Raw genomic sequence first — 20,465 nt, 5'->3', positions numbered from 1 at the left:
CGCAAACAGACGGGTCAGGATGCGGGCGCACCCTCCTCTTGCACGCCCACGATGGCGTCGAGCAGTTCACTGATGCGCACCGGCTTGCCCAGCACCCGCGCCACTCCCAGGCCCTGCAGACGTTCGACGTCCACTGGGTTGCCACCGCCCGCCAGCACCACCACCCGCGCATCGCGCGGCGCAGCGAACCGACCCTGCCGGAGATCGCTGAGTAGCTCCAGGGCCTGCGGGCCCTCTTGGAGGTCCAGGACCATTCCATCAAAAGCGTCGGCTGCCAGCATCGCGCGGGCCCGGCCCACGCTGCTGGCCTCGTGGAAATCCACCATGCCGAGATCGCGGGCCACCATGACCATGGTGCGCCGCAGCACGAACTGGGGTTCGATCAGCAAGATCCGGGGCAGCGGCGCGGTCATTCCTCGCCCTCTTGTCCCGCCAAGGTCTCGTTGGCGAGACGGCGCAGTGCATCCAGAATCGACCGTTCCACCCGCCCCAGGGTGCGCGGCACGGTGTCGATCACGCACAGCGTGCCAATGTGGTGCCCACCCGGGGCGCTGAGCGGCGCCCCCGCATAAAAGCGGATGTGGGGGTCTCCGGTCACCAACGGGTTGTCGGAAAAGCGCGGGTCACTGCTGGCATCCTCGACCACAAACAGCTCATCCTTCAGGATGGCGTGCCCACAGAAAGAGATCTCGCGCGGAGTTTCTGTGGCATCCAGGCCCACACGCGACTTGAACCACTGACGCTGCCCGTCCACCAGCGTGAGCAGGGCAATGGGCGTACCCAGCTGCTCGGCGGCAAAGCGTGCGAGGCGGTCAAAGCGCTCTTCGGGCGGCGTATCCAGAAGCAACAGGGCGCGCAAGGCGTTCAGTCGTTCGTCCTCATCAGCAGGAAGGGGTGCGGGGGTCATGGTGAATCCTGTGTTGGCGGTAGGGTGGTGTTTTGGCAGCTCAGCCCAGCAGATAGGCCATCTGAGCAAGATCGACGACCACCAGATTGGCGTGGTCGTCCACCGCGCCTTGTGCATTGATCAGCCCCAGCTCCCCCATGGCACCCATGCGCATGCCGCTGCGCCGAGCGCTGTGCGCGGGCAGCCAGTCGCACAGGCTGCGGATGCCGATGCCGATAGGTGCTGCACTGTCCCCGGGTGCCTGGACGAGTACCGCCAAGAGCGGGTCGGGCGCCGCCGCCGACCGGGCAATGGCGGGCAGGTTGACGACACGGATGGTCTGGTCACGCCAGGCAAGAACGGCCTGCCGCCCCTGACGAAGATCGTCCCGGGCCTGCGGAGGTATCTCCACCACACCCACAATACCCTCGACCGGAGAGGCATAGCGCTGATCGGCATCGAAGACCAGATAAGGCACGGGCTCGGCAGCGTCTGAAGACACGGCGCCGTTGCGAGGCGCCGATGCGGCAGGGGCGACACGGCTGATCGATGCACCCGGGGTGAGGCTGAACAGCTTGTCAACATCCAGTATCTGCAACTTGCCCAGATCGGGTCTCAGGACCACACCGGCCATCACGGCATCCTCGGGCGTGCGGGCTACCTCGTCGGGTGCCACATCGACAAACTGCTCGCACTCCGACACCGTCAGCCCAAGCACGAGCGGCCCCTGACCCACCAGCACCATCCACGGTGCCGCCTGGCGATCGCTGGCCTGGCGGCCTTGGCTGATGTCCACCAGCGGCAGCTTGCGCTCCCGCCACTGGCCAATGGCCCAGGTGCGGTCATTGCGCCCCAGCGCAAGATCCGTCGCAGGCAGGGGCACCACCTGCTGCACGGCGGCCACAGGCACCGCCCACCGCTCCCGTCCGATCAGGAACACCGCGAACCGCTGCGCTCTGGCGCCCGACCTTTGCGCCGCCAACGCCGCTGCGCCCGCAGACCTTGCGGGGGCCAGCTCCGCCGCCGCACACCAGGCCTGGGCCAGCCGCATCAGCCGTGCCACTTCCAGAATGCACAGCGTGGGGGCCGCCGCAGACGCGGGTACCACCGACTCGAACAGCTCGTTGTCGTCCGGCGTGTGGTGCACCCTGCGCACGCCTTCCGCAGCCACTGGCTTCACGCCCAGCACGGCGTCCACGCGCACGCCCACCAGGGCATCTGCATGCTGCAGCACCAGCAGCCTTGAAGCGCTGTTGTCCTCATCGTCCGCCGCCGACAGCGGCAGCCAGCGCTCTAGCGCCACGATGGGCACGGCCGCACCCGCCACATCGGCGACACCCAGCAACGCGCCACTGCGGCGCGGCAGCACCGTCAGGCCCTGCGGCGGCAGCGGTACGGCCTGGCGAACCTGTTCAATGGGAACGGCGATATCGCAGCCGCCCACACGCACATGCACATGCGGAATCACCGCAGGGCTGGTAGTGGCCGGGGGCGGGTTCAGGTCCTGCATCGCAAGCAAGGCTCAATCCGCCTGGCGCGGGCTGCCACGGCCCTGCAAGTCTTCAAGCAGCCGGGCCACATCTTGCGTCGAATGCTCCTGCTCCTCGGTCGCAATGCGGATCTCGCTGATCGAGCGCGTTGTGGCTTCGACCGCGCCCAGGATGCGCGAGAACGCCGCATCCACCTCCTCGGACAGGCGACTGCCCTCGGCAACGCGGCTGACGGTCTGGTGGATCAGCTTGGCAATCTCGCGCGCGGCCAGCGACGACTTCTCGGCCAGCTTGCGCACTTCGTCCGCCACCACCGAAAAGCCCACCCCTTGCTCGCCAGCGCGCGCGGCCTCGATGGCCGCGTTGAAGGCCAGCAGATGGGTCTGGCTGGAGATCTCGCTGATCGTGTCCACAATTTCATGGATGTCCGAAGATGAACGCTCGATGGCGAGGATCGCGTCCCGCGAACGGCGCACCAGCCCGCTGCCGTCGCCCGCCTCGCGCTGGGTCTGCTCGGCCAGCTCGGTGGAGCGGCCGGCACTGCGCGCCAGCCGCTTGATCGCATCGCTCATGGCATGGAGCACGGCGGTGATGTCCTGCACTTTCTGCGCCACCGCACGCTCGCGCTGCACCTGTGCGGTGATGTCGATCGCGTACTTGACCACCTTGTAGGGGCGGCCATCGACATCGAGGATGGGGTTGTACGTGGCCTGGATCCAGACCTCTGCGCCGTGCTTGCCGATGCGGCGGTAGCGTGCGCTCTGGAACTTGCCCTCGCCCAGATCCGCCCAGAAGTCGCGGTAAGCCCGGCTTTGCACCAGGCCGGGCTCGCAGAACATGCTGTGGTGCTGGCCGCGAATTTCTGCCAGTGTGTAGCCCATGGTGCGCAGGAAGTTCGGATTCGCCACCAGCACGTTCCCTTGCATATCGAACTCGATCACCGCTTGCGACAGGCTGATGGCGTCGATCTTGCCCTTGGTCTCGGCGGCCGACGTCATGTCGTGCGTGATGTCGACAGCGAACTTGACCACCTTGTACGGCTTGCCGGTGACATCCAGGATCGGGTTGTACGAAGCCTGCAGCCAGATCTCTTTGCCCTCCTTGGAAAGGCGGCGATAGCGCCCGGCAAAGAACTCGCCACGGCCCAGGCGCGCCCAAAGGTCTGCATATTCGCTGGAGGCTGCAAACTCGGGTTGGCAGAACATGCGGTGGTGCTGGCCCACGACCTCGTCACGCCCATAGCCGAAGGTGTCCAGAAAGTTCGTGTTGGCGTCCAGAATCCGGCCCGTCAGGTCGAACTCGATCACAGCCTGCACCCGATGGATCGCTGCGATCTTGCCCTCAAAGTCTGCCTGCTGTGCCCGCTGCGCGGTGATGTCGGTGGCCAGCTTGACCACACCCACCGTACGGCCTTCGGCATCCCGCACGGGGTTGTAAGAGGCCTGCAGCCAGACCGGCTTGCCCGCCTTGGTGACCCGCAAAAACACATCCTCGCGCACCTGCCCTGCGCGCAGTCCCTCCCACAGTGCCCGGTACGACTCGCTGGCCGTCACCTCGGGCGGACAGAACATGCGGTGGTGCTGGCCCAGGACCTCATGGGCGCTGTAGCCCATCAGGTTCAGAAACAGGCTGTTGGCCCGCAGCACCCGGCCCTCCAGGTCAAACTCGACCACGGCCTGCACATGCTCTAGCGCCGCCAGCAAAGCAGCAGTGCGCGCGGCCTCCTGGGGGGTGGATGGGAGGGTTTCGGTAGAAATGTTCATGGTGAAGTGTCGGTTGGGGCCCCAAGCGCCACGGGCTGATCGCCTGGATGAGGGATTCGGGGTAGAGCCCTTTGCGCGGTGGCGGCGAGCCGCCAGCATCTGGCGGCAAATGCAACCAGATGAAACGCTTGAACGAGTATGGCTTAATTTTGCTTTTCTGGCACAACCAACCCCATGCTCCGGTACCTCACCATCCCCGTCACCGCGTTCCAGCAAAACTGCTCCCTCGTCTGGTGCGACGCCACCCACAAAGCTGCCGTGATCGACCCCGGCGGCGACCTGGAGGTGCTGCTGACAGAGATCCAGCGCCTGGGCCTCACGCTCGAACAGATCTGGCTCACCCACGCCCACATCGACCACGCGGGCGGCACGGGCGAGCTGGCAGAGCGGCTTTCGCTGCCCATCGTCGGCCCGCACCCGGGTGACCAGTTCTGGATTGACGGCCTGCCGCAGCAAAGCGCGATGTTTGGGTTTCCGCCCGCGCAGCACTTCACGCCAACGCGCTGGCTGCACGATGGCGACACGGTGCAGATCGGCAACGAGACCCTGAACGTGCGCCACTGCCCCGGGCACACCCCCGGGCATGTGGTATTCCACGCGCCGCAGATCGACCGGGCGTTTGTGGGCGATGTGCTGTTTGCGGGCAGCATGGGCCGCACCGACTTTCCACAGGGCAACCACCAGCAGCTCATCGACAGCATCACCCAGCGCTTGTGGCCCATGGGTAACCAGACCGTTTTCATCCCCGGGCACGGTCCGGAGAGCACGTTTGGGCGAGAGCGCCAGAGCAATCCCTACGTGGGCGGGACCTGAGACGTGCCTGAAGAGCCTCAGAAACGTCCCGCAGTGCTTCGCTGCACATCGCCTCACTAGTATCTTTTTGATAGCTGCCAGCGCTTGATGGACAAGCGCTAGCGGAAAATTTGACTACTACATTCTCCTTTTAGGAGGTCGCCTCGCCCCACCCAGGCGCCCGCCCGGGGCGGATATGCGCGGCAAAAGCGGCCAGTTCTGCGGACCGCCGATGGTCTGCATGCTTACGATGTATCGTGTTGTAAGCAGCTTGTGGCACCCTTGCCCAGGCTCCATCCTCCCCGCCCCGCTTTCGCGCCATGAACCCCACCTTCAAGCCACGCCCTCCCCTAGCACCGCAGCGCGGCTCCAGCCTGGCGGGCAAGGCTTACTGGGCCATGGTGCAGCGGGTGGCGCTGACCGCAGCGGCCATTGATGTGGGCTACATCGTGCTGTTTCTGTGGCTGGGCTCGCTGCCCCTGGCGGCCATCAACGTGATCAGCATCGGCATGTACCTGGGCGCATACCGGCTCATACAGAAACGCTACAACGTGGCCGGGCTGGTGCTGATCTGGCTGGAGGTGGTGGGGCATTCGGCATTGGGATCGCTGCTCATCGGCTGGGACAGCGGATTTCACTACTACCTGCTGATGTTCATTCCTGCCATCGTGATTGCCAATACGCGCGGGTATGCCGCGCCGATGGTGCTGGCGTTGCTGGCGTACTACCTGGGCCTGCATGCACTGAGCAGCCACCTGGGCCCGCTCGACCCTCTGCCCGCCCGCAGCGTCAACATCGTGAACTGGGTACACATCTGCCTGGTGTTCGCCATGTCGGCCGCGCTGTCGGCCTTTTACCGCCGCACGATCCTGATCGCGGAGGCCCGCTTGCGCAAGCAGGCCACGCTCGACCCGCTGACCGGCCTGGCCAACCGCAGCCACTTCGAAGCCCTGTCCACCAACGCGCTGGCGCGCAGCCAGCGCGACGGCGCGCCAGTGACCCTGCTGCTGTGTGATGTGGACTTGTTCAAACGGATCAACGACCAATACGGCCACGCCGTGGGTGACGAGGTACTGGTGGCCATGGCCAAAGTGCTGGCCGCCAACCTGCGCGAAGGGGACGTGCTGGCGCGTTGGGGCGGCGAGGAGTTTTTGGCGCTGATGCCCGCCAGCCCGCTGGACGCCGCCTGCGCTACCGCCGAACGCATCCGCGCCGCCATCGAGCAAACGCCACTGGACGTGGGCCAGGCGCCCATCGCGCTGACCATGTCGTTTGGCGTGGCCCAGGTGCACAGCGCCGAAGACCTGCAAGCTGCCATTGCACGCGCCGACAAGGCGCTGTACCAAAGCAAGAACGCGGGCCGCAACCGGGTGAGCGTGGCATAGCTCCACGGCAGCCAGATTCCTAGTCAAATTAGCCCCTATCGCTTACTCATCAAGCGCTATAAGCTATTAAAACAGTAGCATCAGGATTCCCAGGCACCTTTCGATGGCGCGCCTCTGCCACCCACCCGCCGTCCACGACTACCCGTTGCGCCGCGCCGCCTCGTACAGGCCCTGCACTTTGGGCACATTCACCTCCAGCTCACGGATGCGCGCGGGGCCTGAAGGGTGTGTGGACAAAAACGCCAGCCCGCCCTGCTTGCTGCCGCTGGCGTTGCCCATCTTCTGCCACAGGCTTACGGCGGCCGAGGGCTGGTAGCCTGCGCGGGCGGCCAGCTCCAGCCCCACCAGGTCGGCATCCGTCTCGTCCGAGCGGCTGAACTGCAGCGTGAGCAGCTGCCCACCCAGCCCCGCCGCCGCCTGGCCCAGGTCGCCAAGCCCCAGCAGCTGCGAGCCCAGGCGCAGTGCCAGGTTGGTGCCCTGCGTCTTGGCGATGCGCTCGCGCGCGTGTTCACGCAGGGCGTGGGCCATTTCGTGGCCCATGATCATGGCGGTCTCATCGTCGGTGAGCTTGAGCTGGTCCAGGATGCCGGTGTAGAACGCAATCTTGCCGCCGGGCATGCAGAAGGCGTTGATCTGCGAACTGCCGATGAGGTTGACCTCCCAGCGCCATTGTTTGGCGCGGTCGTTCCACGGCATGGTGTGCGGAATCAGCCGCTTGGCGATGGCGTGCAGGCGCTGCAGCTGCGGGTGGTCGCTGGGTGCCAGCGCGCGCTTGGCCTTGGCCTGCTGCAGCATCTGCTGGTACTGCTGGGCGGCGGAGTTTTCCAGCGTTTCAGCGGGCACCAGCTTGCGCAGGCTGGATGCCGAGCCCACCTCGACCTGCGCGAGCACTGGCGCCGCAGCGCTGGCGCCTGCCGCCAGCAGGAAGGCGCGGCGCGCCGACCACGGGGACGAGGGCGCAACAGAGGGAGCGGGGCAGAAAAGACACATACAAGGCGATCCCAGAAGGAATAATGAGCAGAGCTGGCACACAACACACCAGAGTCTGCCGCGCAGATGGAGGCCGGCAGGCTGGCTACAAGGGTGTGTCGGCGATGATAGACAAAACCTCCGCGCGACCATGTCAGACACCTCCACTTCATCCGCCCCCAACCTCACCCCGGAAAAGCCGCCCCGCACGCCCTGGCTGCAGACCCTGCGCGTGTACCTGGAGCCCGCCAGCCTGCGCATGTTGACGCTCGGCTTTTCGGCCGGGCTGCCACTGCTGCTGGTGCTGGGCACGCTGAGCTTTCGCCTGCGCGAGGCGGGTATTGACCGCAGCACCATCGGGTATCTGAGCTGGGTGGGCCTGGCCTACGGCTTCAAGTGGGTGTGGGCGCCACTGGTAGACCGGCTGCCGATTCCGCTGCTCACAAACGCGCTGGGGCGCAGGCGCAGCTGGCTGCTGCTGTCGCAGGCGCTGATCGTGGGCGGGCTCATCGGCATGGCGCTGGCCGACCCGCGCCAGACCCTGGGGCCCATCGTGTGGTGCGCGTTGGCCGTGGCATTTGGCTCGGCCACGCAGGACATCGCGCTCGATGCGTTTCGCATCGAATCCGCCGACGCCAACCACCAGGCGGCGCTGGCAGCGTCGTACCAGACGGGCTACCGCCTGGCCATGATCTGGGCCGGAGCGGGCGTGTTGTGGATTGCAGCGCGCTCCGAGGTGGCGCCCGCCGTGGGCCAGGCCATCGCACAAGGCGCTGCGGCCTACCAGAACAGCGCGTGGCAAGTGGCGTACCTGGTGATGGCGGCCTCGATGGCCGTGGGCGTGGTCACCGTGCTGTTCTCACGCGAGCCCGCGCCCGTGCAACTGCCCCCTGCGCGCAACGCGGCGGAGTGGATCCAGAGCGCCATGGTGGAGCCCTTTGCCGATTTTCTGCGCCGCTACGGCTGGCACGCGGCGCTGATCTTGGCGCTGATCGCCGTGTACCGCATCAGCGATGTGGTGATGGGCATCATGGCCAACCCGTTTTATGTGGACATGGGCTTCACCAAGGACGAGGTCGCCGCCGTGACCAAGATCTACGGCGTGATCATGACGCTGGCCGGCGCCTTTGTGGGCGGCGTGTTGTCGATGCGGTTTGGCGTGATGCGCATCCTGATGCTGGGCGCCATCCTGAGCGCGGCCAGCAATCTGCTGTTCGCGTGGCTGGCGGGCCACGGACACGACGTGACGGCGTTAATTGCCGTGGTGTCGGCCGACAACCTGGCCAGCGGCATTGCGTCGGCCGCATTCATTGCCTATCTGTCGAGCCTGACGAACGTGAGTTACTCGGCCACGCAGTACGCACTGTTCAGCTCGATGATGTTGCTGCTGCCCAAGTTTGTGGCGGGTTTCTCGGGCGACTACGTGAATGCGTTTGGCTATGCGCAGTTCTTCACATCGACGGCGCTGCTGGGGTTGCCGGTGCTGGTGCTGGTGTGGCTGGCATCGCGGGTGCAGGCTCCCCCAGCAACGCAATCCGCACACACGTCCCCTGGCCCGGCACAGACGTGACATCCAGGTGCGCGCCGATAGCCTGCGCGCGTGCGCGCATGTTGGCCAGGCCCTGGCCCCCGGCTGTAGCCGGGCCGGGCATGCCGATGCCGTTGTCGGCGATCTCCAGTACCAGACACGGCGACTCATCATCGGGCTGGCGTGCCGGCCCCGGCTGCTGGCGCGCGCTGACCCGTACGCGGGTGGCCTGCGCATGCCGCAGCACGTTGGTGAATGCCTCCAGCAGGATGCGCTGGATCTGAAGCACCCTGTGCGGCGTGAGGCTTTCCAGCGTGGGCAGTTCTTCGTCCACCTGCCAATCGACCGAGATGCCCGAGGCGGCCAGCCGCGGCTGCAGCCGGTAGCGCAGCGTGGCCAGCACGGTGGCCAGGTCACCGTCCACCGGCTGCATGGCGTCCACGGCCATGCGCAGTTCATCGAGCGCTGCGTGAGCATGCTCACGCAGCTCGGCGCGGCTGGACCGGCCTTTGCCAATGAGGCTGAGCAGCCCTACGAGTTGCGACCCCACGCCGTCGTGGATGTCGCGCATGATGCGCTGGCGCTCCTGCAGGGCCGCGTGCTGCTCATGCTCCTGCTGCAGGAGCGCGTAGCTGACCTCCAGCTCACGCTCACGCTGGCGCACCTTCTCGTCCAGGGAATTGCTCAGGGCCTGGTATGCACGCACCTGGCGGGCATAACGATCCAGGATGAGCCAGCCCATCAGGAGCACGAAGAGCATGGTCGCCAGCGGAAGGTACGAAGAGCGCCCCACGCTTTCTGTCGCGATGCGGATCTCCAGGAAGTCGTACAGGCCCGCGCCTATGGGAACGAAGCTGGCAATACAGAAGGCGATGGCCTCGGGCTTGCGGGCCACGATCGCTTCCCGTGCAGCGATGACATAGGCCCCAACCGCAGGCACGAACAGCAATCCCAGGGCGGCGGTCCAGTACTCCGGCTGGAACAGGCCAAAAGCTGCTGACACCAGGAGGGTTTCAGCGAGCAGCAGCACCCAGAACGCCCGCCGGGCCCCGAGCCCGTCGCGGCCGATCAAAGCCAGCGAGAAGCGCACCAGCAGCAGGACGTGCACCGCCAGCGAGAGCGCCACGATGCCACCCCACACCGGCCATCCCAGGGGCGAGGTGCTCCACAGCCGGTCGCCGAAGCGCAGCATCCCGAACGGCGCGCACAGCGCGAAATAGCCGTACACCGGCTCCCGGTTGAGGTGCCATAGCCCTGCGGCAATCACGCCCGTGAGGGCCAGTGCAAACACCACGGCCACTGCGCCCCACTGCCGCCAGACATAGCGCTCGCGGTACTGCGGCTGAAGCACGGCCTCGGGCCCGAAGCGCGGTGCGGCCAGTCCACCCCAGCGCACCGCTTGCACGGCTACACGAACCTCCAGCACGGTGGGGACGCTTGGGGACAACAGGCGCGCAGGCACGGGCACCCACAGCGGCGCCTTGGTCGCATCGGTGCGGCCGTCGCCCAGCACGCCGCGGTGTGCAATCAGATCGCCGCCGACGAAGACTTCGACCTGGTTGCCCACCCGGGGAAAATAGACCCCCCTGAGGATTCCATCGGACGGCACGGGGGGAAGCGTCAGCAGGTAGCGCGCGCGCCCGGACTTGCCGGGGTAGGCCTTGTCCCAGAGATGCGGAAGCGCCACCAGCCCCGCCCAGGGTTCGGCGCCATCGGGTTCGAGGTACGCATGGGCCTGCGCAATCGTCCCTACCTCCGGTTGGGCCTGCACCGTGCCGCCGAGAAGCACCCACAGCACCGCAATCCAGAGCACGCGCAGCGGCGCCTCCCGCGGCATGCCCGGTAGCCTGCTACAGAAGCCCCAGCTGCCGCGCCTCGTGAATCGCCTCCGTCTTTGAATGAACCGCCAGCTTGCTGTAGATGTTCTTGACATGCGATTGGACCGTGGAAGGCGAGATGCCCAGGATCTCTGCGGTTTCGGCGTAGGTGTAGCCGCGCGCAAGCTTGGCGAGGATATCCCGCTCCCGCGCCGTCAAGGTCGCATCGGCGGGAGGCGCACTGGTCGTCGCTGGCGCGGGCGACAGACGTGTCAGCAACTGGCGCGCGATGATGGGGGTCATGGGCGATCCGCCGGCATTCAGGCTCAGGACGTGGTCGGCGAGATCGTCTTCGGTCCCGTCCTTGAGGAGGTAGCCGCGTGCGCCGGCTTCGAAGGCGCGCATCATGTTGGCCTCGTCACCGAACATGCTGATGACCATGATCTCGGTTCCGGGCGAAAGCTTGCGGCAATGGCTGATGACCTGAAGGCCGGAGCCGTCGGGCAACCCGAGGTCCACGAGGAGCACGTCCACACGGTTGTCGCGCAGCCAAGCCACCATCTCGCCCACCGTGCCCGCAGAGTAGGCCAGCCACAGGCGGTCGGCCCGCGCCAGCGCGTGCTCGAACCGCCGCCGCGTGCGCGGATCGTCCTCCACGATCGCCACGGAGATGTCGCGCCCGGACGGGGCAAGGCGAGGCTCCGGGAGCGTCATGCGGACGGCGGGCTGGCGCCGTGGCATCCCGGCGTAAGGAAGGGGGAATTCATGCTCCGAGCGTAGGGGCAAAGCAGTGCCCACACAAGAAGAAGCTGCGCCTCCTGCGCATGGCATGCGTGCAACACAAGCGGCCCGGGCGGGACCGCGCGGCAGGGCAAGTTTGACCGCGGTCGTACGGCTGCACGGGCTTGGTGGCTTTACGGGAGGTTTACATGGCCGACAACGCACCGAGACAGCCCTTGGCGACCATGAAGCCACCCGCTACTACACTGCCCCCATGAGTTCCCAACTGCTGATGATCGAAGACGACGCCCGCCTCGCACAGATGGTGGGCGAGTACCTGGGCCAGTCGGGCCTGCAGGTCACGCACCGCGCGGACGGCAAGAGTGGCCTAGCGCAGCTGCAGGGACCCGACGCCGGGCCGCTGCCCGACCTCGTGATCCTGGACCTCATGCTGCCCGACATGGACGGCCTGGAAGTGTGCCGGCGCATCCGCTCGTTGCAAGGCCATGCGGCCCAGGTGCCGGTGCTCATGCTCACCGCCAAGGGCGACCCCATGGACCGCATCATCGGCCTGGAGCTGGGTGCCGACGATTACCTGCCCAAGCCGTTTGAGCCGCGCGAGCTGCTGGCCCGCATCCGCGCCATCCTGCGCCGCCGCACCGATGGCGGCAATGCAACGGCGGCCACGCAGGTCCTGCGTTTTGGCACGCTGGAGATCGACCGCGACGCCCGCACCGTGACCGTGGCAGGCGAGCTGGCCGACCTCACCTCCTACCAGTTCGACCTGCTGGTGGCGCTGGCCGAGCGCGCGGGCCGGGTGCTCACGCGCGACCAGATCATGGAGGCCGTGCGCGGCCGCGAGCTGGAGGCGTTTGACCGTTCCATCGACGTGCACATGGGCCGCATCCGTGCCGCCATAGAGGCCGACGCCAAGAACCCGCGCCGCATCCTCACGGTGCGTGGCGTGGGCTACGTTTTTGCGAAACAACAAGACTGACCGGTAGGGCGCGGCCCCGCTGCGGCGCGCACCTCCACTTTTGCTGAATGTCCCTTTCCACCCCCTTCTCCCGCCGTCTGTACCTGCGCATCTGGCTGGCCGTGGTCGGCGGCATCGCGGTGCTGACGCTGACCGTGGGCTGGGCCTGGCGCATGGCCGAGGAACAAAAGGCGCAAAACGCCCAGCCGTTCGTGCCGCCCTCGCGCGAGATGGTGCTGCGCGATCCCAACGGCACGCAGGTGCTCAAGGGCCTGGCCACGCGCCAGCCCAGCGAGCCGGGCGAAGGCATTGAATTCCAGATCCAATCGGACACCGGGCAGGTCTTTCTGCTGCAGATGGCGCCTCGCCAGCCACGCGGCGATCGGGGCGGCCGACCCGGAGGTCCGAACCAGGGCGACGCCGCGTTCTGGACCCGGCCACCGTTCGGCTTTTTGTGGCTGCTGGGCATCGTGGGCCTGGCCGTGGCCGTGGGTGTGTACCCCATCATCCGGCGCCTCACGCTGCGGCTCGAAGCCCTGCAACGCAGCGTGCAAAAGTTTGGCGAGGGTGACCTGTCGGTGCGTGTGCCCGAGCAAGGGCAGGACGAAGTGGCCGACCTCGCGCGCCAGTTCAACGCCGCCGCTGCGCGCGTGGAAACGCTGGTCAAGTCGCACAAGTCGCTGCTGGCCAACGCCTCGCACGAACTGCGCTCACCGCTCACCCGCATCCGCATGGGGCTGGAGCTGATGGGCGGTCAGCAGCCCTCGCCCGCGTTCCGTGAGGAAATCCTGCGCAACATTGCCGAGCTGGACCAGCTGGTGGACGAGATCCTGCTGGCCAGTCGCCTGGATGCACGCGAAGCCGATGTGGGTACTGTGGAGCTGGTGGATCTGATCGGCCTGGCCGCCGAAGAGTGTGCACGCGTGGACGCCGATCTGGACGTGAGTTCGGACTCCGTGGACGTGCGCGGCATCCCCAAGCTTCTGCGCCGCGCCATCCGCAACCTGTTGGAAAACGCCCGGCGCTACAGCACCGGCGAGATCACCCTGGTGGTCGAACGCCGCCAGGGTCACGCCGAGGTGCGCGTGTGCGACCGGGGTCCCGGCGTGCCGGTGACCCACCGCGAACGCATCTTCGAGCCCTTCTACCGCCTGCCCGGCGCCAGCGAACGCGCAGGCGGCGTGGGCCTGGGGCTGGCGCTGGTGCGCTCGATTGCAGGGCGCCACAACGGCACGGTGCACTGCGAGGACCGGCCGGATGGCGCCCCTGGGGCCTGCTTTGTGCTGCGGCTACCGCTACAAAAATAGTAGCTTCTAGCGCTTTACAGATAAGCGCTAGCAACCAAATCGACCTGAATTTTTACGATCCAGCAACGGCCTGCCATTGAAGCTGCGCCAGGTCGAGCCGCCAACGCCCCGGCACGGCCTGCCATTGGTCGGCGCCGGTGCAGCGCTCTCCACCCCACACCTCCACCACGCTCGGCGCCACCCGCTGCGCCTGGTGCTTGTGCAGCCAGCCCGGCCCGGTGCCCGTGACATCGAGCCTCTGCATCTGAAAGGTGTGCGCATCCAATGCGTAGACAGGCGTCTCGCCAGGACGGCGCTGCGCGGGGTAGCCCAGGCAGCCGATGACGATGATGCGGCCATCCACCAGGGTGGCGGTGTGGGAGTCGGTGGGCGGGAACACATCCTCCGGGTAGGCGAACACGCGCCGGTCCCAGGCGCCACCCGGCTCGCTGGGCGGGGTGTGGACGATCACATCCGCGTAGATGAAGAAGTCGGGGTCGTAGCCGTCCTCATGCTCTCCGCCGATCTGCACCCAGCGACCATCGGGCAGGCCGGTCAGGCTTTGGCCGAAGCGGTCGGCGTTCCAGATGTGCTGCCAGGGTGTATCGCTGAAGCTGCGGTTCAATCCGAACGCCTCGCCCGCGCCATATGCGCTTTCACCCGACTCCAGCATGGCAAGGTGAAAGGCGGTGGTGACGTCCTCGCCGTTGTGCCGCCCTGGGCGGGGCGTGTGGTGCTGCTTGAACTCGTCGGGCGTGCAGGTGACGAGCCAGCCTGGCTCGCGCTCGTCCCACAGCGGCTGGCCCAGCCAGAGGCGCGTGCCATCGCGGCCCAGGTGCTGGATCTGGCCGCCGTGGGCGACCAGCAGCTCCAGCATGGCGCGACTGCGGGCGCTGTTGATGGGACAGCCGTTGTTGTCGTTGTAACGTTGAGGGTCGGCGCCAGCTTGCAGCAGCGCACTGGCCATGGGCAGGTCGTCGTTCTCGACCGCAGCGAGCAAGGGAGTGTCGCGTAGGCCGCCCAGCGGCGTTTCCACATCCGCTCCCGGCTGGGCCAGCCACCAGCGCAGCGCATCGGGCTGGCGGGAGTCGATGATCCACTGAAGCAGCGGTAAATCGCGCCACTTCACCTGCAAGTCGGCGCCTGCGTCGCGCAGCAGTGCGAGCTTGTCCACCGCACCTTGTGCCGCCGCGTGGATGGCGGGCGTGCGGTTCCAGCCGTCGCGGACTTCAAGCTGCATGCGCAGAGCCGCACCATCCGGCCCCTGCAGCGCAGAGCCCACCTCCTTCGCCGTGCCCAGCGCCACCAACCGGTGCAACGGCGGCCAATCCAGCTTTTCCATGTCCAGGCCATGCGTTTGCAGGCAGCGCAGCGCCTCATAACGGCCCCAGCGCACCACGCTGCAGGCGACGCGGCCCCCGTGGCGGCATGTCCCATCCGTGGACACGCCCTGAACCAGCAGCCAGTCCAGCATTTCCGGTGTGCGGGCCCGTTGGATGGCGTTGTCGCCTTTGGCATCGTGGTGGTGCAGGTCAGCCCCCACTGCCACCCACCACTCCACACGCGCCACATCGCCGCCGGACACCGCCCAGCGCAACCCTTCATTGAGCCAGGCATGCAAAGTGGAGGGCGCAGCAGGCCACTTGCCGCGCTCCCACTCGGCCAACTCGCGGGCCTGCGCGGCCACCTGGGCGTCGCTGCCTGGAAGGCCGCCCAGGCGGCGAAGGCCATCGAGCGTTGCCACGGACGCGGCGGCGCAGGCGCTGGCGCGGTACAGAAACGGAGTGAACCCCTTGGGCCGAAGCAGTTCACTGGCACCCGGCCGCCCCCACAGCCGGGCTAGCGCGAGCAGGGCGTCCCAGCGTTGATGGTCAGCCAGCAGCGCCAGGGCCTGCGCCTGCCGCGCGGGGACGCGGCCCGCCAACGTGGAAAGGGTTTGCGCCAAAGGCTGCGCGGCCAGGGTCAGGTCGAGGCGCTTCACGGTATTTTTGGGTCAGATGGGCAGCCAAGCCTTATACAGCAAGCGCTAGCAGCTACTTTTTTTGATGCACTTCCCGCCAGTGCCACGCCATAAAGCCGTAAAGCGCCGCCCCCAACCCCAGCGCAGCCCCCGCCACACCCAGCGCCCAGTCAAACCCCTGCGCCTGCGAGCCCGCGCGCGCCAAGAGTGCAGCCGCCATGGGCGGCCCCGCGATCTGGCCGATGCCGTAAAGCGCGGTCATCAGGCCGGTGAAGCCTGCGCCAGCCTGGGGCCACTGATGTCGCGCCTCCTGCAACGCAAAGAACGTGATGGCCGTGAAGGGCAGGCCCAGCAGCAGGCTACCGAATGCAAAGCCCGCCGGGCCGGGCCAGAGCAGGCCCAGGCCGATGGCCGCCGCCTGCAACAGGTAGGCCCCCGCCAGCAGCAGGCGCCGGTCCCGCGCAGGGTGAATGCGCGTGGACAGCAGCGCCCCCAGCGCCACACCCGCGCCGAAGATGGGCCAGAACAGGTCGGGCCAGGCCGAGCCTGCAGGCAGCGCGGCACGCGCGATCACGGGCAGGAAGGTGGCCGTGACGATGTAGCCCAGGCCGGCCAGGCCATAGGCCAGCGCCAGCAGGGCGCGCTCGGCTGCCGGATGCGGCGCGGGCGGAGGTGGCGCCGTGGCCACCGTGCTTGCGGCGCTTGGCACCACCGAGGAGGCTTCGCTGCCCCGCACCACCGGCCACACCAGCGCGCACAGCAAGGCGGCAAGCACGGCGAACACCGCCCAGCCCATGGCGGCGCTCCAGCCCGCTGCCACCATGGCGCTGGTGGGCAGGCCGGTGGCGACGATGCCCAGGCCCGGGCCGCAAAAGATCAACCCGCCCAGGGCGGGATGCCCCAGGTGGGCCAGCCGGCCCATGCACCAGTTGGCCGTGCCCAGGAACACCATGGCGCTGGCCACACCGGCCAGCAACCGCATCAGGGGCCACAGCCAGGGCCATGGCAAGGCCAGCGCGGCCGTGAGCAGCACCGTGGCCACCAGCCCGCTGCGCACCAGGGCTGCATTGCCAGGCACCGCGTTCAGGCGCCGGCCCAGCCAGGGCAAGGCCATGTACAGCAGCGCACCCCCCAGGTAGCCCGCGTAGTTGGCCGTGGCCAGCCAGCTGCCGGTGGCGATGTCCACCACGCCGTCGTGCAGCATCATGGGCAACAGCGGTGTGAAGGCGAAGCGGCCGATGCCCATGGCGGCCGCCAGCGCGGCCATGCCCGCCAGTGCGACCTGGAGCGCGGAGGAGCCGGTGTCGCCACGGCGGATGGATGCAAGCGTGGAAGAAGAAGTGGCCTGGGTCACGGCATGGGGGCGATTGCGCGGTGGGACGATGGGACGGGAGTTGCGGCGTCGGATGCGGGGTCTTATGATCTTAGCAAGAGATTGAATTTTTGACATTCATACTTTTTCAAGATGGATAAAGCATCCCCCCCGCTCGATCTGGCCGCCCTCGACATCTTCCGCACCGTGGCGGCAGAGGGTAGCGTCACGCGCGCGGCCGAGCGGCTGCAGCGCGTGCAGTCCAATGTGACCACGCGGGTGCGCCAGCTGGAGGCCGACCTGGGCACTCCGCTGTTCCTGCGCGAGGGCAAGCGCATGGCGCTCACGCCCGAGGGCGAGGTGCTGCGGGGCTACGCTGACCGGCTGCTGGCGCTGGCCGAGGAGGCTCGGCAGGCCGTGCGGCCAGGCCAGCCCACGGGACGCCTGCGCCTGGGCTCGATGGAAAGCACCGCCGCCAGCCGCCTGCCCGCCCCGCTGGCGCAACTGCACCGCCAGTGGCCCGGGGTGGCGCTGGAGCTGTCGACCGCCCCCACGCGCGAACTGCTGGAGCGGCTGCGCGCCCATGCGCTCGACGCCGTGCTGGTGGCCTGGCCGCCAGGGCAGTCGCCCGACCCTGCGCTGGAAGCCAGCCCCGTGTTCGCCGAGGAACTGATCCTGGTGCTGCCCACGGGGCATCCGCCCGTGTCCGGCCCGCAGGATGTGGTGCCCGGCACGCTGGCGGTGTTCGAGCCTGGCTGCACCTACCGGGGGGTGGCGCAGGACTGGTTCGCAACCCGCACCCCGCCCATGCAGACGCTGGAACTGGGCTCGTACCACGCCATCCTGGCCAGCGTGGCGGGGGGTGGCAGCGTGGGCATCGTGCCACGCTCGGTGCTCCAGCTCTCGCCCCACGCCGCGCTGCTGGCCCAGCACCCCCTGACCACCCTGCAGACGCTGCTGGTGTGGCGCCACGGCTACCGGTCCGCGGCGCTGGATGCGCTGCAGCAAGTGCTGCCCGACTGACAACCCTTCTCTTCTTCCCTTTTTTAGCGAACGGAACGCCACCATGCCCCACCCCAGCCTGCGCACCGCCCTCTCCCTGCGCCTGCCCATCATCCAGGGGCCCATGACGGGTGCCGACACCCCGGCGCTGGCTGCCGCCGTGTCTGCGGCGGGCGGGCTGGGCACCCTGGGCTGCGGCATGCGTTCGCCCGCCGCCATGGCCGAGGCGGCGGCCGAGGTGCGGCGGCGCACCGACCGGCCCTTCGGGCTCAATCTCTTCGTGCAGGACACGCCCGCGCCCGATGCGGCCACGGTGGAGCAGGCCGTGGCCCGTCTGGCGCCGCTGTATGCGGAGTTCGGCCTCACGCCCGCCGTGCCCGCGCGCTGGTGCGAGGACTTTGCGGCCCAGTTCGACGCCCTGGTCGAAGCGCGCCCGGCCGTAGCGAGTTTTACCTTCGGCATCCTGAACGCCGCGCAGGTCGAGCGGCTGCACAGCGCGGGCTGCACCGTCATCGGCACGGCCACCACCGTGGCCGAGGCCGTGGCCTGGGCCGATGTGGGCGCGGACGCGGTGGTCGCATCGGGCATGGAGGCGGGCGGCCACCGGGGCACTTTTTTGCCCACGGGCCGTCTGCAGGCCGAGGGCCTTGCGCCCGCAGAAAAGGCCCCTGCCGCCAAGGGCCCCTCGCAGGCCGACTTTGCGGCGTCCATGGTGGGCACCATGGCCCTCATCCCGCAGTGCGTGGATGCGCTGCGCCCCCGGGGCGTGGCGGTGATCGCGGCCGGCGGGATCATGGACGGGCGAGGCATCGCCGCGGCGCAGGCTCTGGGCGCCGAGGCGGTGCAGATGGGCACGGCCTTCCTGGCCTGCGACGAGTCGGGCATCGGCCCGGCCTACCGTGATGCGCTGGCCCACGCCACCGGCACGGACACGCGTACCACCCGCGTCTTCTCGGGCCGCCCGGCGCGCGGCATCGTCAACACGATGCTGCAGCGGCTGCACGCGCACGAGGCCGATGTGCCAGCCTACCCGGTGCAGAACGCCCTCACCGGCGCGCTGCGCCGGGCGTCTGCCGAGGCGGGGCGGGCGGACTACCTCTCACTGTGGGCCGGCCAGGGCGTGGCGGCGGTGCGCCCCATGCCAGCGGCGGCGCTCGTGGCCGTGCTGGAAGCGGAATGGCGGGCTGCGCTGGCAGCCGTGGGAGCGCTGGGCGTGGAGCAGCCGTAAAATGCTATTATTTTGATAGCATTTAGCGATTTATAGATAAGCGCTAGAGGCCAATTCGGCTAAACATTAGACCGCACCAGTCAGCCACACGTGTGCCGAGCCATCTGACCAGGTGTGCACCCTGGCGTAGACAGGCTCAGCCCGAACGGCCGGGGGTGGGGAGACGGGCGCGGCGTCAAAATCCGCGCGGTCCCAACACCAGTGCACCCGTGGAACCGGCTTTGCCGGGCCACTGGGTGCGTCCCCCTGCGGGGGAAGGCGCGCAGCGCCTCAGGGGGGTTTCAGTTCTTCCAGGGCAGTTCGCGTGCAGGCCCCAGGATGACAGGCGGCTGGGCGTTGATCTTCTCACCCGCCAGCACGCGCTCGTACATGCGCAGGTAGTTGCGGGCCATGCGCTCGGCGCCGAAGTGATCGACCACATGCTGGTGACAGGCGCGGGCGTCAAAGCGGTTGTTGCGCACCGCCTCGGCCAGCACGGAGGCTTCGGCCGACAGCACGCCGCAGTGCACCGGCACCAGCTCGGGCAATGCGCCGTAGGGCGTGGAAAACACCGGGCAGCCGAAGTACAGGCTTTCGATCACGGCCAGGCCAAAGGGCTCGTGCCAGCGCACCGGAAAGATCAGCCCGCGCGAGGCATTGAGCAGGCTGGTCTTCTGCGTGCCGCCCACCATGCCGTGAAAGTGGATCTTGCGCGACAGCGTCCAGCGAAAGCCGCGCTTGAAGTTGATGCGGTCTCCGCCCAGCACGTCCAGCTCCACGCCAGCCATCTTGGCCACCTTGATCGCGCCGCGCACGTTCTTCACGCCCCAGGCCGCCTTGCCCAGAAAGTGGTAGTGGGGCCGTGGGCGGTCAAAGTCCACAGGGCCATAGCCGCTCCAATCGAGTCCGTTGTAGACAAACTCGGTGGAACCGTAACGCGCGGCGTGGTCACGCGAGAGGAACACGGTGTTCAGCGGCAGCGGCTTGGGCTTGCGCGCGTTGCCGTGCTCGGTGACCAGATAGGGCCGGCTCAGCTCGGTGCGGGGGTTGAACTGGAAATGCGCAATGTCCACATCGGCCGGGATCTGGCCCTCCCACGGTGCGTCGGGGCGGATGGGCAGCACATGCCCGAAGTCGCAGCTGGAGCCATCGGGCACCAGATAGCTCACGCGGTGGCCAAGCTGCACCAGCGTCTTGCCCAGATCCCAGATCACACGCTCGGTACCGCCGTAGCCGTAGACGGGGATGGGGGAGTTGTTGATGAGCAGAATGTGCATAGGGAAATCTTTCGTCTCAGTTTTCCATGGCGCTACGCGACACCCGCAGACCATGAAACTGGCGCGGCCCAAGCCAGTGCCACCGTGGAACTGGC

Annotated in this window: 17 protein-coding genes; 7 read left to right on the top strand and 10 right to left on the bottom strand. The window is 67.8% G+C overall.

The annotated features are described in order from the left end of the window. Positions 1-14: 14 nt before the first annotated feature. Genes C8C94_RS20030 through C8C94_RS20015 form a run of 4 tightly spaced genes read right to left on the bottom strand, consistent with a single transcriptional unit; the run spans position 15 to position 4,139 of the window. Positions 15-389 (bottom strand): response regulator, encoded by a 375-nt coding sequence (locus C8C94_RS20030; RefSeq protein ID WP_233573527.1) that lies wholly within the window; start codon positions 387-389, stop codon positions 15-17. A gap of 20 nt (positions 390-409) precedes the next feature. Next, on the bottom strand, positions 410-907 hold the full coding sequence (locus C8C94_RS20025; RefSeq protein ID WP_055400728.1) for a GAF domain-containing protein: 498 nt from the start codon (positions 905-907) through the stop codon (positions 410-412). Between the two features lie 40 nt (positions 908-947). After that, positions 948-2,396: a CheW domain-containing protein gene (locus tag C8C94_RS20020; RefSeq protein ID WP_121421959.1), complete on the bottom strand. Its 1,449-nt coding sequence runs from the start codon at positions 2,394-2,396 to the stop codon at positions 948-950. 12 nt (positions 2,397-2,408) lie between these two features. Then, positions 2,409-4,139 carry a PAS domain-containing methyl-accepting chemotaxis protein gene (locus C8C94_RS20015; protein WP_121421958.1) on the bottom strand — a complete coding sequence of 577 codons (1,731 nt, stop codon included), beginning with the start codon at positions 4,137-4,139 and terminating at the stop codon, positions 2,409-2,411. Positions 4,140-4,313: 174 nt separating this feature from the next. On the opposite strand from C8C94_RS20015, the gene C8C94_RS20010 reads away from it, so the two are divergent. Continuing rightward, the gene (locus C8C94_RS20010; RefSeq protein WP_121421957.1) at positions 4,314-4,952 is read left to right on the top strand and encodes an MBL fold metallo-hydrolase; all 639 of its coding nucleotides are present in this window, start codon (positions 4,314-4,316) and stop codon (positions 4,950-4,952) included. Between the two features lie 299 nt (positions 4,953-5,251). Continuing rightward, positions 5,252-6,316 (top strand): GGDEF domain-containing protein, encoded by a 1,065-nt coding sequence (locus C8C94_RS20005; protein WP_121421956.1) that lies wholly within the window; start codon positions 5,252-5,254, stop codon positions 6,314-6,316. 138 nt (positions 6,317-6,454) lie between these two features. On the opposite strand, the gene C8C94_RS20000 is transcribed toward C8C94_RS20005, so the two are convergent. Further along, a complete protein-coding gene (locus C8C94_RS20000) occupies positions 6,455-7,306 on the bottom strand; it encodes a M48 family metallopeptidase (RefSeq protein WP_055401567.1) in 852 nt (283 codons plus the stop codon). Between the two features lie 130 nt (positions 7,307-7,436). Here C8C94_RS20000 and C8C94_RS19995 point away from each other — a divergent pair, with 130 nt between their 5' ends. Continuing rightward, the gene (locus tag C8C94_RS19995) at positions 7,437-8,855 is read left to right on the top strand and encodes an AmpG family muropeptide MFS transporter (RefSeq protein ID WP_121421955.1); all 1,419 of its coding nucleotides are present in this window, start codon (positions 7,437-7,439) and stop codon (positions 8,853-8,855) included. Here the strand turns inward: C8C94_RS19995 and C8C94_RS19990 are convergent. Together C8C94_RS19990 and C8C94_RS19985 are read right to left on the bottom strand one after the other, a co-directional pair. Then, entirely contained in the window at positions 8,737-10,650 is a 1,914-nt protein-coding gene (locus C8C94_RS19990; protein WP_158603837.1) for a sensor histidine kinase, read from the bottom strand. The genes C8C94_RS19995 and C8C94_RS19990 overlap by 119 nt on opposite strands. Positions 10,651-10,663: 13 nt before the next feature. Then, complete coding sequence (locus C8C94_RS19985) at positions 10,664-11,344, bottom strand: response regulator transcription factor (RefSeq protein ID WP_121423002.1); 681 nt, start codon at positions 11,342-11,344, stop codon at positions 10,664-10,666. A gap of 280 nt (positions 11,345-11,624) precedes the next feature. Between C8C94_RS19985 and C8C94_RS19980 the strand changes: the two genes are divergently transcribed. Both C8C94_RS19980 and C8C94_RS19975 read left to right on the top strand, forming a co-directional pair. Then, positions 11,625-12,347 (top strand): response regulator transcription factor, encoded by a 723-nt coding sequence (locus tag C8C94_RS19980; RefSeq protein WP_055401574.1) that lies wholly within the window; start codon positions 11,625-11,627, stop codon positions 12,345-12,347. Between the two features lie 47 nt (positions 12,348-12,394). Beyond that, a complete protein-coding gene (locus C8C94_RS19975) occupies positions 12,395-13,633 on the top strand; it encodes an ATP-binding protein (protein WP_121421953.1) in 1,239 nt (412 codons plus the stop codon). Between the two features lie 52 nt (positions 13,634-13,685). Here C8C94_RS19975 and C8C94_RS19970 read toward each other — a convergent pair whose 3' ends face one another. Continuing rightward, positions 13,686-15,593, bottom strand: a complete 1,908-nt coding sequence (locus C8C94_RS19970; RefSeq protein WP_121421952.1) for an ankyrin repeat domain-containing protein — start codon at positions 15,591-15,593, stop codon at positions 13,686-13,688. 52 nt (positions 15,594-15,645) lie between these two features. After that, positions 15,646-16,839, bottom strand: coding sequence for a YbfB/YjiJ family MFS transporter (locus tag C8C94_RS19965; RefSeq protein ID WP_233573613.1), 1,194 nt, complete (start codon positions 16,837-16,839; stop codon positions 15,646-15,648). A 198-nt stretch (positions 16,840-17,037) separates the two neighbouring features. On the opposite strand from C8C94_RS19965, the gene C8C94_RS19960 reads away from it, so the two are divergent. Then, complete coding sequence (locus C8C94_RS19960; RefSeq protein WP_121421950.1) at positions 17,038-17,907, top strand: LysR substrate-binding domain-containing protein; 870 nt, start codon at positions 17,038-17,040, stop codon at positions 17,905-17,907. 43 nt (positions 17,908-17,950) lie between these two features. Beyond that, positions 17,951-19,114 carry a nitronate monooxygenase family protein gene (locus C8C94_RS19955; RefSeq protein WP_121421949.1) on the top strand — a complete coding sequence of 388 codons (1,164 nt, stop codon included), beginning with the start codon at positions 17,951-17,953 and terminating at the stop codon, positions 19,112-19,114. A 281-nt stretch (positions 19,115-19,395) separates the two neighbouring features. Here C8C94_RS19955 and C8C94_RS19950 read toward each other — a convergent pair whose 3' ends face one another. Continuing rightward, positions 19,396-20,370 (bottom strand): glycosyltransferase, encoded by a 975-nt coding sequence (locus C8C94_RS19950; RefSeq protein WP_121421948.1) that lies wholly within the window; start codon positions 20,368-20,370, stop codon positions 19,396-19,398. Positions 20,371-20,465 lie beyond the last annotated feature (95 nt).

This window comes from Acidovorax sp. 94 (assembly GCF_003634645.1).
Classification (GTDB): Bacteria; Pseudomonadota; Gammaproteobacteria; order Burkholderiales; family Burkholderiaceae_C; genus Acidovorax; species Acidovorax facilis.
This window is presented reverse-complemented; position numbering and strand designations above follow the sequence as displayed.